The organism is Seonamhaeicola marinus, from assembly GCF_008085455.1.
This window is the reverse complement of sequence record NZ_VSDQ01000679.1, coordinates 185662-201871: the sequence shown is the minus strand read 5'-3', so window position 1 is coordinate 201871 and position 16210 is coordinate 185662. Positions and strand designations below refer to the sequence as shown.

Below are 16210 nucleotides of genomic sequence, written 5' to 3'. Positions count from 1 at the left end.
CTTAAGAAACTTGAACTATATGGCAGCAAAAAAAGAAAAACAGACTACAGATCAAGATTATTCAAAATATGTGCGTTGGTTTTGGATATTGTTTTCTGGTGGAATTTTATCAGTGGTTTTGGTATTTTTATTAGCCTCTTGGGGGATTTTTGGAGATATGCCAGATCATACCCAATTAGAAAACCCTAGAACAAATTTAGCTTCTGAAATTATTTCATCTGATGGTAAGACATTAGGAAAATTTTATTTTGATGCCAATAGAACGCCGATAAGTTATAATGACCTTCCTAAGCATTTAGTAGATGCTTTGATAGCTACCGAAGATCAGCGATACCAAAGTCATTCGGGAATTGATGCTATGAGTTTGCTAAGAGCTATTGCAAAGCTTGGTAAAGGAGGAGGAGCAAGTACTATTTCTCAACAATTGGCTAAACAGTTGTTTCATGGAGAAGGATCTAAGAATACTATTGGAAGGCTCTTTCAGAAAGCTAAGGAGTGGATCATAGCTATTCGCCTCGAAAAACAGTATACAAAGGAAGAAATTATTGCACAGTATTTTAATATCTATGATTTTGGAAATTATGCCGATGGTATTAGAAGTGCTGCCGCTATCTACTTTGATAAAGAACCAAAAGATTTATCATTAAAAGAGTCTGCAATGTTAGTGGGTATGTTTAAAAACTCATCGCTTTATAATCCAAGATCTCATAGAAATCCTGTTGGGACTAAGAATAGACGAAATGTTGTTTTAGCTCAAATGTATAAGTATGACTATATAGAAAAAAGTGTTAAAGATTCGCTTCAAAGTACGGAGTTAGATTTAAAATATTCACCGCAATCGCATAGGCATGGCATTGCAACTTATTTTAGAGAGTATTTGAAAGGTTTCATGAAAGAATGGGCTAAAAAGGAGGGAAACAGAAAACCAGATGGCACTAAATACAATATAAATAGTGATGGTTTAAAGATTTATACCACCATAGACTCTAGAATGCAAAGGTATGCTGAAAATGCAGTTCAGCAGCATATGCCACGGTTACAAGCGGAGTTCTTTCATCAAAATACACCGAAAAGAAATCCTACTGCGCCATTTTTGGAATTAGATAAAGATGAGATTAAAAGTTTGATGAGGCGAAGAATGCGTCAAGGGGAGCGTTGGAGAATATTGAAGCAAAAAGGTAAAACGGATAAAGAAATTGAAGCTTCTTTTCATAAGCCAACAAAAATGACGGTTTTTAAATGGCAAGATGGTAAACCCTCTGAGGTGGATACCATAATGAAGCCATGGGACTCTATGCGTTATTACAAATCGTTTTTAAAACCTGGTATGATGTCTATGAATCCTCAAACTGGTCATGTTAAGGCATGGGTAGGAGGTATGGATTATAGACATTTTCAATATGACATGGTAAAACAAGGTAAGCGTCAAATAGGATCAACCTTTAAGCCTTTAGTGTATACCGCTGCCATAGATCAATTACATTATTCGCCTTGTGACGAATTTCCAGATACACCCTATTGTATAGAAGCCAATAAACATGGAAACCCAGAAGAGTGGTGCCCTAGGAATTCTGGTGGTGAAAATGATTATGGTGGTACTAGAACCTTACAAAATGCCTTGGCTAATTCTGTAAATACAATTACTGCCAGATTAATAGATCAAGTAGGGCCACAACCTGTAGTAGATTTAGCTAGAAAATTGGGGATAGAATCAGATATACTTCCTACTCCTGCAATAGCTTTAGGAACACCAGATATTAGTGTTTATGAGATGGTAGGAGCATATTCTGCTTTTGCCAATAAAGGTGTTTATACCAAACCGGTTATGGTAACTACTATAGAAGATAAAAATGGAACCATTTTATATCAATTTAAGCCAGAGACAAGAGATGTATTAAGCGAAGAAACAGCTTATGTTGCCATTAAACTAATGGAAGGTGTAACGCAACATGGTTCTGGAGCTAGGTTAAGACATACTGGAGCTACCAGTTCAGAATATAAAGAAATAATTACTGGGTATCCTTATGGGTTTAAAAACCCAATTGCAGGAAAAACAGGAACTACACAAAATCAAAGTGATGGTTGGTTTATGGGCATGGTACCAAATTTAGTAACAGGTGTTTGGGTAGGTGCAGAAGATAGAGCTGCTCATTTTGCTAGTATAAAATATGGACAAGGAGCTGCTGTAGCATTGCCTATTTGGGGTATATATATGAAAAGTTGTTATGAAGATGAAACATTAAACATATCTAAAGAGGCCTTTGAGGAACCTAAAGAATTGTCGATAATAGTAGACTGTTCTAAAATAAAGGATGATACTCAAGATCTAAACAATGATTTAGATGAGGATGTTCCCGATGAGTTTGATAATTTTTAAAACTTAAATAAAAAACCGCTCTTAAACAGAGCGGTTTTTTATTTATATTTTTTTTGCAAATTCTATAAAAAATGCAACAGATTCTGGATTTCGCATGGCATCTATATTTATGGATTTTTCTATTGGCATCTTAAGTAAAATCTTTTTAATAGGTGCTTCCATTTTTTTACCACTTATGGTGTATGGAATATCTGCTACTTCAATTATTTCATCTGGAACATGACGTGGTGAATAGTCACTTTTTAACTGATTATTAATCGCTTGTTTTACCTCTTCAGTTAGTACATTATTAGTTTTTAGTTTAACAAACAAAGGCATATAATGCTTTCCACCTTCTAACTCTAGATTAAGAATTAAAGCGTCTTCAATAGCTTCAATTTTATTTACGGCTCGGTAAATTTCACTAGTCCCAATTCTAATACCATGCCTGTTTAGCGTAGCATCAGAACGGCCGTGAATAACTAATCCTTTGGTTTCGGAATTAATTTGAATGAAATCGCCATGACGCCACTTACCCGGGTAATCTTCAAAATAACTGGCTTTATATCTGGCATTATCTTTATCATTCCAAAAGAAAATGGGCATTGAAGGCATTGGTTTATCAATAACCATTTCGCCTAAATCATCTTCAATAGGGCTGCCTAAATCATCTAAGGCATATAAAGAAACTCCTAATGCTCTACATTGTATTTCGCCGGAATGAACATCATAGAAAGGAACGCCACCTACAAAAGCGGTACAAACATCTGTTCCACCTGCCATTGAACATAACCAAACATCTTCTTTAATGTTATTGTAAACGTAGTCAAACGCTTCCAACGGTAAAGGTGCGCCAGTTGAACTTATAGATCTTATAGTATTGAGTTTATGATTGCTTTTTATATCCAGTTGTTTTTTCATATTGGCAACCAAGTAAGGAGCACTTGTTCCAAAATGGTTAATACCAATATCATCTGAAAGTTTCCAAAGGAATTCAAAACTAGGATGGGTTGGTGAACCATCATATAATACAATTGAAGCTCCCATAAGTAATGCAGATTGTAAAAAGTTCCACATCATCCAACCTGTAGTTGTAAACCAGAAAAAGCGTTCGCCCTCATGCACATCGTTATGAAATGCCATATACTTATAATGTTCTAAAAGTATACCGCCATGAGAATGTACTATGGCTTTTGGCAACCCAGTAGTGCCAGAGGAGTACAATACCCAAATAGGATGATTAAAGTCTACAGGTTCAAAATGAAGAGTGCCACCATCCATTTCAAAAATGGTATTGGTAGTAATTATATCTTTTGAAAAGTTGTCTGAGGCATTTTCATTTAAGTAAGGTAATACTATAACTTTTTCTAAAGTTGGTAGAGATGAAATAATCTCTTTAACGGTTTCGGTCTTATCAAAGGGTTTATTGTTATAACGATAACCATCAACAGCGATCAAAACCTTTGGTTGTATCTGGGCAAACCTGTTTACAACGCTTTCTGTACCAAAATCTGGTGAGGTACTAGACCATATTGCGCCTAAGGCATTCACTGCTAAAAAAGCTATAGTTGCTTCAGGGACATTAGGTAAATAGGCCACAACGCAATCGCCTTTTTGTACACCTAAAGATTTAAGGTAAAAAGCCATTGATGCTACTTTGCGCTCTAATTCATTCCAAGATATCTCTAGGTTTATACCACTTTCATTACTAAAGTAGATGGCAGTATCATTCCCTTTTGATTGTCTAAAGATATGTTCAGCATAGTTTAAGGTAGCTCCATTAAACCATTTGCATTCGGGCATAGTTGGAGACGATAAAACTTGAGTATACGATGTATATGATTTAATATTGAAGTATTCCCATATACTCACCCAAAAATCTTCTGTTTTATTTACAGACCATTGCCAAAGTTCATCATAACTATCAAAGCTTAAGTTTTTGGCGTCTTTTAACCATGATTTATAATGCGTAAGATGACTATTTTTTATGAATTCGCTAGATGGAGTCCAAAGTTTTTGCATGTAATTAGTTTAATCTGTTTAGTTTTAGTTTGTATTCAAATATACGTATTTAGGCAGTAGTAATTTGATCCTTGAAAAGGGGTGCTTTAGTTAAATTGTAGTGGATAATCTACAAAATGCACATTAATTTTGCATTTCATCGAAAAAATATGGTTTTAAACTATGTTTTTGAAAATTTATTTGATATTAGCAGAACCAAATCAACCGAATTATTAATATTAGATTGTTCCAAATCTACCATGAACTTAACCTACAAAATTATGGAACCTAATTTACCCGAATTACCTACAATTGGGATGAATGAACCAGATTCATCCTCATTCCATGAAAGTAAGATAAAAGAAACACTTCAAGACAACTTAAGTTTTTTTAAGGGTTTGTTTTATTTAACTAAAAAAGTTTTCATGCTATAGCCCTTTGGGTATAGCATGAATTAGCTTTTTAGTATACTCCTTTTGCGGATTGCTGTATATAATATCAGCATCATTTAATTCTTCAATTTTACCTTTGTTCATCACCAATAATTGGTCGGACATGTATTTTACTACGGCTAGATCGTGAGATATAAAAATATAGGTAAAACCAAATGTCTGTTTGAGTTCATTTAGCAGATTGAGAACTTGCGCTTGAACGGAAATATCTAATGCCGATACAGATTCATCACAAACAATGAGTTTAGGTTGAAGAGCAATTGTTCTTGCTATACCTATACGCTGTCTTTGTCCACCAGAGAACTCATGAGGATATCTATTAAAATGTTCTTCGGACAATCCAACTTTATTTAGAATTTCAATAACCTTTGCTTTTCGTTCTTTATCAGAAGAATAGAGTTTATGAACACGCATTGGCTCTAAAATTGCCTGCCCAACTGGAATTCTTGGATTTAATGAAGAATAAGGGTCTTGAAATATAATTTGAATTTCTTTTCTAAGGGATACAACCTCCGATGTGGACAGTTTAGTTATGTCCGTACCTTTATAAATAATTTGTCCCGCCGTAGCCTTGTCTAGTTGCAATATGGCATTGCCAAGTGTAGATTTGCCACAACCAGATTCCCCAACCAACCCTAAAGTTTCTCCTTCGTATAATTTAAAACTTATATCATTTACTGCTTTAAAAGTATTTCCTTTAGAAAACCACCCAGATTTTGATACATATTCTTTTTCAACATTTATAACCTCTAAAAGTGGAGGTTTGCTATATATGCTTTCATGTTCAAGTTTGCGCTGGTTTGCTGTAACAACCTCATTAGAAATGGCATTGTTTAAGTAATCTTGGATGGTGGGTAGTTTCTTTAACCTTGCATCTAGTGACGGACGTGAATTAATTAGCGCCTTGGTATAATTATGTTGAGGTGATTTAAAAATGGTAGATGCCTTGCCTTCTTCAACAATATTACCTTTGTACATTACCAGAACACGATTGGCTATTTCAGAGATGAGTGCCAAATCATGTGTAATGAAAATAACGCTCATTTTAGTTTCCTCTTGAAGTACTTTAAGAAGGTTTATAATATCTTTTTGAACAGTTACATCTAAGGCTGTTGTTGGCTCATCTGCAATCAAAATATCTGGTTTACAAGCAATAGCCATAGCAATCATTACGCGCTGCTTTTGTCCTCCAGAAATTTCATGTGGATAAGACTTATAAACACGTTCTGGTGTTGGTAGTTTTACCTTTTCAAAAAGTGAAATGACTTCGTTTTTTACATCAACTTTCGAAAGTTTAGAATGCTGGAACAAAATTTCTTCTACCTGCTTTCCACAAGTCATAGAAGGGTTTAAAGAACTCATCGGTTCCTGAAAAATCATAGCAATTTTATTACCTCTAATACTTTGAAAAGCTTTTGTACTTAGTGTTGTTAACTCTTGTTGGTTGAACAGAATTTCACCAGAATTAATTTTAGAAATCTTTTTTGGCAATAACCCCAGAATAGCTAATGAAGACACAGATTTTCCAGAACCAGATTCACCTACAATACCCAAAATCTCGTTTTCATACAAATCATATGAAATGTTATGAATTACTTTATTATTTCCAAAGGAAATGGATAAGTCTTTAACAGATAAAACGGGTTGTTGCTTCATTAAATATGAATAATTTCGTCGTCGTTTAAAATCTCTTCGCCCTGAAACCTTAAGAAAATTTGTGCCACTGCAATGGTATCTTTTTCACAGTAAGTGATAATTCTATCAATATCATTTTCTTCATAATAAACACTGCGCACTTCACTTCCGTCTATGTCATCTTTTGGTGACGGAATACCTAAAACATTAGTCAACAACTTTAAAGAAGTATACGTCTTATAGTCTCCAAACTTCCATAATTCAAGGGTGTCTAAATGCGGAACTTCCCAGGGTTTTTTACCAAACAAATTAAGTTTATAAGGTAACTCAATGTTGTTTATAATCATTCGCCTTGCAATGTAAGGAAAGTCAAATTCTTTTCCATTATGTGCACAGAGTAAATGTTTGGTTTGACTAAAATGAGAAGTAAGGAGATTTTTGAAATCTTGTAATAGTTGAATTTCATCACCGTAAAAGGAAGTTACTCTAAATTTTCTAAGGTCGCCTTGAAAGTTAAAGTAACCTACGGAAATACATACTATTTTACCAAATTCTGCCCAAATTCCAGCCCGTTCGTAGAATTCTTCGGCGGTAAAATCGTCTTTTCTTTGGTATTTAGATTTACTATCCCATAGCGCTTGTTTTTCTTCATCTAAATCTGAGAAATATTGCTGTTCGGGTACGGTTTCAATATCTAGAAATAGGATGTTTTCTAGGTTTAATTTTGAGATCATTCAGCTAACATTTTATAAGCTTCTTGAATATAGGTATCAATATCTGAAGTAAATTGACCTACTTTATTATTATTCCCCTTAGAGTGCCCTAATCTTACAATAATTACATTATCGTTTGGTTCAACAATAACATATTGCCCTAAATGACCGCGCATCATGAAAAAGTCTTTATCGCCAATAGTTTTTAACCACCAACCATAGCCATACATTTCACCATCTGGATACACCGGTTTTAAAGATTTGGCTATAAAAGTTGAATCTAAAACTTGCTTGCCATTCCATTTACCATGGTCTTTGTAAAGTTTACCAAAACGCGCAAAATCTTTTGCATTACTGGCTATACAGCAGTAAGCTTTTACTAAATCATGATCTTTACTATCTACTTGCCATAATGTAGGATTTTCGCAGCCTAATGGTTTCCAGAAACTTTCGGTTAAATAATCATATATTTTTTTTCCAGTAGCCTTTTCAATAACCATAGCTAACATCTGGGTGTCGCCACTAGAGTATTTAAAACTTTTACCAGGCTCCGTCTCCATAGTTAGCCCTAGCATTACCTTTTCTAAATCGTCATCAAAATAGGCGCGGGTTACTATAGAAAGCGGCGAGTAATAACGCTCATCCCAAGTGGTACCCGAAGCCATACTAGATAAGTGACCAACAGTCATTTTAGCTGCTAAACCTTCATTAAATGTTGGTAAGAAATCACTAACGGGCTGATCTAAACTCTTTATATAGCCTTCTTCAATGGCCTTACCCATTAAACCAGAGACGTAACTTTTGGCCATAGAAAAGGAGTTAGACTGAGAATTTTCATTAAAACCATCATAGTAATTCTCAAACCAAATGCTATCGTTTTTAATTATCACATAAGCAATAGTGCCATTGGCTTCGTTAATTTGGTTTAGGGCTTCAGTTTCTTTAACGGAGTTATAATCTTTATGATTAGGCCAAGGTTGCGGAGTACTGTTGGCTATTTCTTGGTTATCAAATTTCTTGTAGTCTTCTAAATAGGCTGTTGTATGTCCAGTAAGATAAATTGTTCTAACTGCTTTTAAGAGGTAGTCCGTATCTGTGGCATAAAGCACAATTACTAACAACCCGAATAGAATGACAAGCCATTTAATTAGTCTTTTTAGAAATTTCATGATCTATTTAAATTTAGTTTTTGTTGAAACTAAAGATACTAAAAATTATGCATGCATAATAAAACCTATTGGTTTTGAAGTTTCTGTTTACGCTTTTCTTTGTAATACGCTTTGTTTGCAACGTATATTGTTTTTTCTAATTCTGATATAACGGTTCCATCGTTAGAAACAATATTTAGCTTTTTAATAATGTCTATTTCATTCTTTTCAGCAACATCATTTTTTATAAGTTCAATTTCTTCTTTAGAGAAAATAAACTCTGCAAAAACGTCTTGTTTAGCAGGCCTTTTATATTTTATTGTAGCTGCTTTATCCCAAACCACATATTCATCGCCCAGAATATTTAACAACTGTATCATGTAAAGCGGATCTGTTGCAGAAAACAAACTACCGCCAAAAATGGAACCTACGTAATTTCGGTTTTTAAAACTAATAGGGATTTTAATTTTCACAAAATGTAAATCTTCCGAAACCTCAATAACTTTTCCTGTAGAACGGCGATACATAGAGGACCAGTTGAATCCGTATTTGTAAATTTGAGCGTCAGAAAAAAAGCGCTTAAGTAACTTGGTTAGTTTTTGATACATTTAAAAGAGTGATTGTTGTTTGTAAGGACTTTCATGGTTTAACAACCATTGTTTTCTGTGCAAACCTCCTGCATACCCTGTTAAACTGCCATCTGTTCCAATAACCCGATGACAAGGTACTATAATCCAAATTGGGTTTTTTCCATTGGCATTTGCTACTGCTCTAATAGCCTTTACATCTCCCAATTGTTTAGAAAGTTCTAGGTAAGACATTGTTTTGCCATAGGGAATTTGCGCTAAGGCTTTCCACACTTTTTTTTGAAAATCTGTTCCTTGAGGATTAAGCTTTAAGCTAAATTCTTTACGCTCCCCAGAAAAATACTCCTTTAATTGTATGGCACAATCTTCTAGAATTTCCGGAATTATATCTGTAATTTTTTCTTCAGAATTAAGTACTGAGATCGAAGAAATACCATCAACATCACCAACAATTTTAGTGAAACCTAGTGGGGAGTTGATGATGCACTCTTCCATTAATCTTCGTCTTTAAGAATACCTAGTTTTTTAGCTCTAGCCTCCCAGCTTTTTCTAGCTTGAACTTGTAAGTCAGATACATTATCGCTTTCGTCCATAATTTCCAGCCCTAACAATGTTTCAATAACATCTTCCATAGTAACTAAGCCACTCACAGTACCGTATTCATCAACAACCAAAGCCATATGATTTCTAGTTTCTACAAGATGCTCAAATAACTTTGGAATGGCCATATCACGATCAACTATAATAATGTCTCTTTTAATTTCAGAAAGTACTTTATCTCCATTCTTTAAGGCCATTTCTTTAAATACTTCGTCCTTAAGAACGAGCCCTTTAATATTGTCTTCGTTATCTGTATAAATTGGAATTCTTGAAAAACGTAGGTTTAAGTTTTTATTAAAAAATTCTTCAACCGTTGTTGTTTCATTTTCAATTTTCATAACGGTTCTTGGGGTCATTACATCTTTAGCTTTTACCTCTTTAAATGTTAAGAGGTTTTTAATGACTTTGCTTTCAGATTCTTGAAAAACACCTTCTTCTTGTGCCATATCTGCCATGGCATGAAAGTCTTCTCTACTTAAAACACTACCATGATGTCCTTTACCTCCAATTAGTTTTGTTGTGAGCTGTAACAACCATAAAATACCTGTCCATTTTAAAGGAAATATTAAGACCTTTAAAGCTTTGGCAGTAAAATTTGATAGACCTTTCCAGTATGTGGCACCAATGGTTTTTGGTATAATTTCAGAAGCAACAAGAATCAAAATTGTCATTATTGAGGACACTACACCAACCATTAATTCTTCAGTAAATTCTATACCGAAAATAGAAGTTGTTTTACTTCCGTACATCTCTACATAAGCCACTTTAGCTTGTACACCAACTAAAATAGCACCCACAGTGTGAGCAATAGTATTAAGTGTTAAGATGGCAATTAAAGGACGGTCTACATCCTTTTTTAAAGCTTCCAGCTCTAGAGCATAAACTTTGCCTTCTTTCTTTTTTACATTAATAAAAGTAGGTGTTACACTTAAGAGAACAGCTTCTAAAATAGAGCATAAGAAAGAAAAGAAAATGGATATAACGCCGTAGAAAATAAGTAAGGCCATTGAGCGATTTTTTGTTTAGAGGCTAATTTACGAAATGAAATTTATTATCCATTTTTTCAAAACTTTAATTATCTTGTAGAGGCATTTTATTTTTATTAAATTCATGATTATCAGTATAATTAAACAGGAATGTTAAAAAAACAATTTTCCAATCTTAACCTCGGGATTTTATTGTTTCTATCTGTTATTGGCATTAATGCCCAACAGAATTCCAAACTTCTTATTACTTCTAAAGAGGCTTATGCCGAAAAAATTTATCTACAACTAAGTAAAAATGTATTTACAACGGAGGAAATAATTTGGATTAAAGCTGTAGTTACAGATGCTGTAAATCATGCACCAACAAAACTAAGCGAGGTACTTTATGTTGAATTGATAGATTTTGATGAGCGCGTTATTGATAACAAAGTTTTAAAGCTAGATTCTGGAATTTCAAGTACGTTTTTTCAATTAGACGAAACCATTGCTCCTGGAAGATATCTTATAAGAGCCTATACAGAATGGAATAAGAATTTTGGAGATACCTTTATTAGTAAGCAGTATGTTAATATTTATAAGTCGGACATTCCAGATAAGAATGAAAGCGCTATTAGAAATGTAATACTAACAGAAACACAGGATAATCAACTTAAACTCTCTGCACAGTTATTTCCTAAAGTTATTAATCCTAAATACAGAGGTAAATTAAAAGTACTATTAGATTTAGGTGAAAATACAGATAGTGTTGAATTGAGAAAAGATAAAGCCGGTTTTTATCAATTAGATTATGTATTACCTCAAGATATTGTTAAAGCCAAGTTAGAATTAAAGCTGGACTCTATAAAGGTTAAGAACTTTGATTTTGATTTTGTGAATACTTATAGTAAATGGATAGTAGTTAATAAGGACTACACGGATTTACAATTTTTTCCTGAAGGTGGAAAACTAATAGATGGATTGCCAACAAAATTGGCTTTTAAAGCCTTAGATTATGATGGCAAAGGGAAATTTGTTCAAGGAACTATTATAGACCAATTGGGAAATGAAATTAAGCGATTTCGGAGTAACAAATTAGGAATGGGAGCTATTCTCCTTTTGCCCAATAAGAATAAGACATATTTTGCTCAAATTATGGATAATAAAGGCGTTACATACAAATATCCCATACCAGAAATCCATGAAAAAGGGCATGTTCTTAGTGTTAGACAATTGGAGGCGTATGTAGCCATTAGGATACTTTCAAATTACAAACCATCCGATAGTTTAATCTTAAAAACCTCTTCTAGAGGGGTTGTGTATCATAAGGAGACCCTAATACTAAAAAATGGGAAGCTCGATGTGGCTTTAAATAAACAAGCTTTACCAGAAGGTATTATAAAAATTTCTTTATTCAATCAACTCGAAGAGCCCATATTAGAAAGACTTTTTTTCAATGTAAATGATAGTAAAAGACTTAAATTGGATGTACAAACCAATTTGTCTACATATAGCCAACGAGATAAGGTAAACATCGAAATAGCAGCTGTAGAGAAAAATAGTGATACCATTGCAGCTGCAAATTATTCTGTTTTAGTACTTAATAAAAAGGTTTTAGGAGATACTTTTAATGGAAGGAATAACATATATTCTTATTTCTTATTAGATTCTGAACTTAAAGGGGTAATAGAAAGCCCCATGCGGTATTTTAATAAAGAAAACACCAAGAGAAACAGGGACTTAGATGTATTAATGCTTACCCAAGGTTGGCGTAATTATATTTTTGAACCTAAAGATTCAGATATTAGTTTTAGTTATAGGCCCGAAAAAGGAATTCATGTTTCGGGAAATGTAAGATCTTCTCTAAACCCGAAAAAAAAGCCTAAAAAGCCTCTAGAACTAACGCTAATGACGTTTGGAAAACCAGAAGGAAACGTTTTTACCCAAAGTATAGACAGTACAGGTAGTTTTACATTTAATGTTGGAGAGGTGTATTCAGACGATTTGAAGATTTTATTACAAACCAGAAATCATAAGGGTAAGAATAAAGACTTTGTGATTAATTTAGATAAAAAAGCGCTTCCAGAAATTAATTTTGAAGAAAAGGAAAAAGTGCAGTTAGCAGATAGTGTTAATGCCTTTGTTGAAAAAAGTGCAGAACGAAAGCAAATTGAAGATGCCTTTAATGTATCCAGTAATACCATTGCTCTAGATGAGGTAAATATTACTGGCTATAAAATGACTCCTGAGCGTGAAAGGATGATGGATTTACATGGGCCTCCAGATGTTGTAATTGAAGATAAAGAGTTGCACAAAAAAGTTAAAAATTGGTCTTATGGTTTGTTTAGTGTGCTCTTGTTTAATTATCCCGAAGATATCAATGTTAGACGTGTTGGTAGAAATGGAGGTTTTTTAATTGCTGAAGTTTTTGGAGCTGACTTCACATGTATTTTAATAGATGGCATACCGGTTCGAATTCGGGATTATCCGCTAATCGGAGATTTACCAACTGAAGAGATAAAAAGTGTAGAAATAATAGAAAGTCCTAAATCACCGAAAAAATATGCATTCGATATTTTCGGAAGAACTGAGGCTCTAGATAGGGCTCTTGTAGTTTCTTTTATTAATATTTATACCTATTCAAAAAAGGGGCTTTTTGGTGTAAGTCGTACACCTGGAATGACCAAAGCTACAATTTCTGGACTTTCGCCCAAATTGGAATTTTACACACCAAAACATGAAAATCTTACTGCAGAGGATTGGAGAGTTCCTGATTTGCGTTCAGTAATACATTGGAATCCAGAGGTAAAAGCAAATAGCAAGGGTAAAGCTGAAGTAGAATTTTTTAACTCTGATGACATTGGTGATATGCTTGTAATAGTAGAGGGAATTACAAAGGATGGCAAAATAGGTTATTTTGAAACAAATTATTCAGTAGAAGAAAAATTAGAGAAGTAATAATGAAACAAATTAAATAATTTAAGTTTTGAGAAAGGTATTCTGCGTTATAACTACATTTTTTGTGCTAACTGTAAATGCTCAAAAGGAAAACTTAAATAGTAATTATGATAAAAATGCCTACGGAGAAAAAGTATATATTCAGCTTAATAACACGTTTTTTAACAACCAAGAGACTATTTGGTTTAAGGTCATTGTAACCAGTACTTTTAATCATTCTTTAACAGATTTGAGTGGAATAGCTTATGTTGAGCTCATTGATTTTGATAAGAAACTAATATCAAAGAAAAAGATTAAGTTAAACAATGGTATTGGTGAGGGTTTTTTTAGTTTAACCGAGACCTTACCCGAGGGACGTTATCTTATAAGAGCCTATACAAAATGGGACTTAAACTTTGACGAAGATTTTATCTTTAAGCAATATATTAATATCTACGGTTCAAGATTAAAGGAAAAGAAAGAGGCCATTAGAGACATTTCAATTTCCCAAACACCTTTAGAAGATTTACACATTTCTGCTAACATTTTTCCTAGAGTATTAAAAGCAGATTATAAGCGCGCCATAACGGTGTTTTTATACACCAAGGAACGTATAGATTCGGTTGAAATAAAACCTAAAAAAGGAAATTACAAACTGAATTATACGCTTTCTGAAGACGCCACAAATGTGAAATTAAAAGTTAAACTAAAGGATACTAAATTAAAGAATTATAATACTAAAGAAGAAAGTACATTTTCAAAAACTATAGCTTTAAATAAGGAGTTTTTAGATCTTCAGTTTTTCCCAGAAGGAGGAAAATTAATAACAGGATTGCGCAGTAAAGTAGGTTTTAAATCTATAAACTATACAGGGCAAGGTCAAAAAGTAAGTGGGATAATAGTAGATAATAATGATGAGTTAATAACGTCTTTTAGCTCAAATAAATTGGGGATGGGATACATGTTTCTCAAGCCAAGTCATGAAAAACAATATTATGGAAAAGTAATTGGAAAAGACAATGTGGTTTACAAATATCCTTTACCGAAGGTAGAATTAAAAGGGTTTGTGTTAAATGTAGTTGAAAATAATAGTTTTTTAAGACTAGATGTTTCATCGAATGTAGAGAATGCCGATAGCTTATCTCTAAAAGTAAAAAGTAGAGGTAGGTTATTACATGGCCATACATTTAAGTTGCAACATAAAAGTTACAAAGTATTAATTGAAAAAAGTAGACTACCAAGTGGTATTTTAAAAATAACGTTAAACCATAAAGGGGTTCCCGCTTGCGAACGTCTTTTTTTCAATAGTGTTAGCAATGATTTTCTTAGGGTTTCAGCAGAGACAGATTATACATCTTACAATCCACGCAATAAAACCAATTTGACTATCTCTGTAACAGATGCCAAAGGACAACCTGTGAAAGCTTCCCTATCAGCGTTAATAAAAGAAAAACAGTACGAGTCATCGCAATCAAATATTTTGTCTTACTTCCTTTTAAATTCAGAACTAAGAGGGGCTGTTGAGAAGCCTAACCATTATTTTAATGATACTAATATATACGCCCGAAGAGATTTGGAAGCCTTAATGCTCACTCAAGGATGGCGAAACTACATCTATCATAAAAATGAAACTAAGTATGCTTTTAATATTAAACCCGAAACAGATTTATTGGTCTCAGGAGCAATTCGCAGAAGAATTAACGATAAGAAGATACCTAATAAGCCTGTAGATTTAACGATGTTAACTTTTGGTAAGCCAAAAAGTGTGCACACAAATACAACGGATAGTTTGGGTAGATTTAGCTTTAATTTAAGTAATCAGTATGCAGATAAATTAAATTTTGTTATCCAAACAACAGATAAAAAGGGAATTGCAAAAGATTATAACATCATTCTAGATAAGACATTTAAGGCTCCAGAAATTGTTTATGAGGAAATGGAAAATATTCAGTTACCAGATAGTATAATTAAACCAATTCTAGATAAAATAACTGAAAAAGAAAGAACAGAAAATGCTTTTAACTTATCTAACAACACTATTGAACTGGATGAAGTAGAACTCACGGGCTATAATTTAACGCCTGTTAGAGAAAAAGTCATGAAACTTTATGGAAAGCCCGATGTGGTTATTGATGGTAAGGAAATGGAGGAAAAGGAGGAAGGATGGATGTATGGAATTTATTCAATTTTAAGGTTTAGATATCCTGATGATATTGAAATTAAGTCAGTCTTTTCTAGTAGCTTAGGTAGTTTCGACATAGCCAAGGTAAAAGAAATATACGGTTTTACTTTTATACTAATTGATGGTATTCCTGTAAAGTTTCATGATTACCCATCTATTCCAAATATTGCTCCAGATCAAATAAAGTCATTTGAGATTATTAAAAGTACAAAGCGAGCATGTGCTTTATCTCAAGAGGTATTTGGTGACTGTCCACCTCCTTGCCCTCCTAGAAAAAACCCATGTACTCATGCTGTAATTAATATTATTACATATTCAGGGAAGGGTTTTTATGGGTTAACTAGTTCTAAAGGCATATTTAAAGGTGTTTTAGAGGGGTTTTCTACTAAGCGAGAGTTTTATGCTCCAAAATACGATAAGATAAAAGATGAAGACTGGGAGGTTCCCGATGTACGTTCAACGGTCTATTGGTCGCCTTTATTGCATACTGATACAACTGGAAAATCTAATATAGAGTTTTACAATGGCGATAATATAGGAGATATGAAAGTTATAATTGAAGCCATAACACCTGATGGTAAGTTGGGATACTTTGAAACCAAATATACTGTAGAAGAAAACCTGGAGAAATAAGGCG

At 33.4% G+C, this 16210-nt stretch carries 11 protein-coding genes; 4 read left to right on the top strand and 7 right to left on the bottom strand.

Annotation, left to right across the window (positions count from 1 at the left end):
- Positions 1 to 19: 19 nt before the first annotated feature.
- Positions 20 to 2377, top strand: coding sequence for a penicillin-binding protein 1A (locus tag FUA24_RS12040; protein ID WP_148542617.1), 2358 nt, complete (start codon positions 20 to 22; stop codon positions 2375 to 2377).
- Positions 2378 to 2419: 42 nt separating this feature from the next.
- Here FUA24_RS12040 and FUA24_RS12035 read toward each other — a convergent pair whose 3' ends face one another.
- Positions 2420 to 4378 carry an acetoacetate--CoA ligase gene (locus tag FUA24_RS12035; RefSeq protein WP_148542614.1) on the bottom strand — a complete coding sequence of 653 codons (1959 nt, stop codon included), beginning with the start codon at positions 4376 to 4378 and terminating at the stop codon, positions 2420 to 2422.
- A gap of 149 nt (positions 4379 to 4527) precedes the next feature.
- Here FUA24_RS12035 and FUA24_RS25455 point away from each other — a divergent pair, with 149 nt between their 5' ends.
- A complete protein-coding gene (locus tag FUA24_RS25455) occupies positions 4528 to 4791 on the top strand; it encodes a hypothetical protein (RefSeq protein ID WP_148542612.1) in 264 nt (87 codons plus the stop codon).
- Here the strand turns inward: FUA24_RS25455 and FUA24_RS12025 are convergent.
- From FUA24_RS12025 to FUA24_RS12000, 6 genes are all read right to left on the bottom strand, one after another.
- Positions 4786 to 6465 carry an ABC transporter ATP-binding protein gene (locus FUA24_RS12025; RefSeq protein WP_148542609.1) on the bottom strand — a complete coding sequence of 560 codons (1680 nt, stop codon included), beginning with the start codon at positions 6463 to 6465 and terminating at the stop codon, positions 4786 to 4788. The genes FUA24_RS25455 and FUA24_RS12025 overlap by 6 nt on opposite strands.
- Positions 6465 to 7178 (bottom strand): 3'-5' exonuclease, encoded by a 714-nt coding sequence (locus FUA24_RS12020; RefSeq protein ID WP_148542607.1) that lies wholly within the window; start codon positions 7176 to 7178, stop codon positions 6465 to 6467. Before FUA24_RS12020 ends, FUA24_RS12025 begins: the two co-directional genes overlap by 1 nt.
- Entirely contained in the window at positions 7175 to 8326 is a 1152-nt protein-coding gene (locus tag FUA24_RS12015) for a serine hydrolase domain-containing protein (protein ID WP_148542605.1), read from the bottom strand. The genes FUA24_RS12020 and FUA24_RS12015 overlap by 4 nt, the downstream gene beginning before the upstream one ends.
- 65 nt (positions 8327 to 8391) lie before the next feature.
- Entirely contained in the window at positions 8392 to 8913 is a 522-nt protein-coding gene (locus FUA24_RS12010) for a DUF4442 domain-containing protein (protein ID WP_148542603.1), read from the bottom strand.
- On the bottom strand, positions 8914 to 9387 hold the full coding sequence (locus tag FUA24_RS12005) for a methylated-DNA--[protein]-cysteine S-methyltransferase (RefSeq protein ID WP_148542600.1): 474 nt from the start codon (positions 9385 to 9387) through the stop codon (positions 8914 to 8916).
- Positions 9387 to 10499 (bottom strand): CNNM domain-containing protein, encoded by a 1113-nt coding sequence (locus FUA24_RS12000; protein WP_148542598.1) that lies wholly within the window; start codon positions 10497 to 10499, stop codon positions 9387 to 9389. Before FUA24_RS12000 ends, FUA24_RS12005 begins: the two co-directional genes overlap by 1 nt.
- Positions 10500 to 10628: 129 nt before the next feature.
- Here FUA24_RS12000 and FUA24_RS11995 point away from each other — a divergent pair, with 129 nt between their 5' ends.
- Both FUA24_RS11995 and FUA24_RS11990 read left to right on the top strand, forming a co-directional pair.
- Positions 10629 to 13412 carry a hypothetical protein gene (locus FUA24_RS11995; protein WP_148542595.1) on the top strand — a complete coding sequence of 928 codons (2784 nt, stop codon included), beginning with the start codon at positions 10629 to 10631 and terminating at the stop codon, positions 13410 to 13412.
- A gap of 64 nt (positions 13413 to 13476) precedes the next feature.
- Positions 13477 to 16206, top strand: coding sequence for a hypothetical protein (locus tag FUA24_RS11990; RefSeq protein WP_187388268.1), 2730 nt, complete (start codon positions 13477 to 13479; stop codon positions 16204 to 16206).
- The last annotated feature ends 4 nt before the right edge of the window (positions 16207 to 16210 follow it).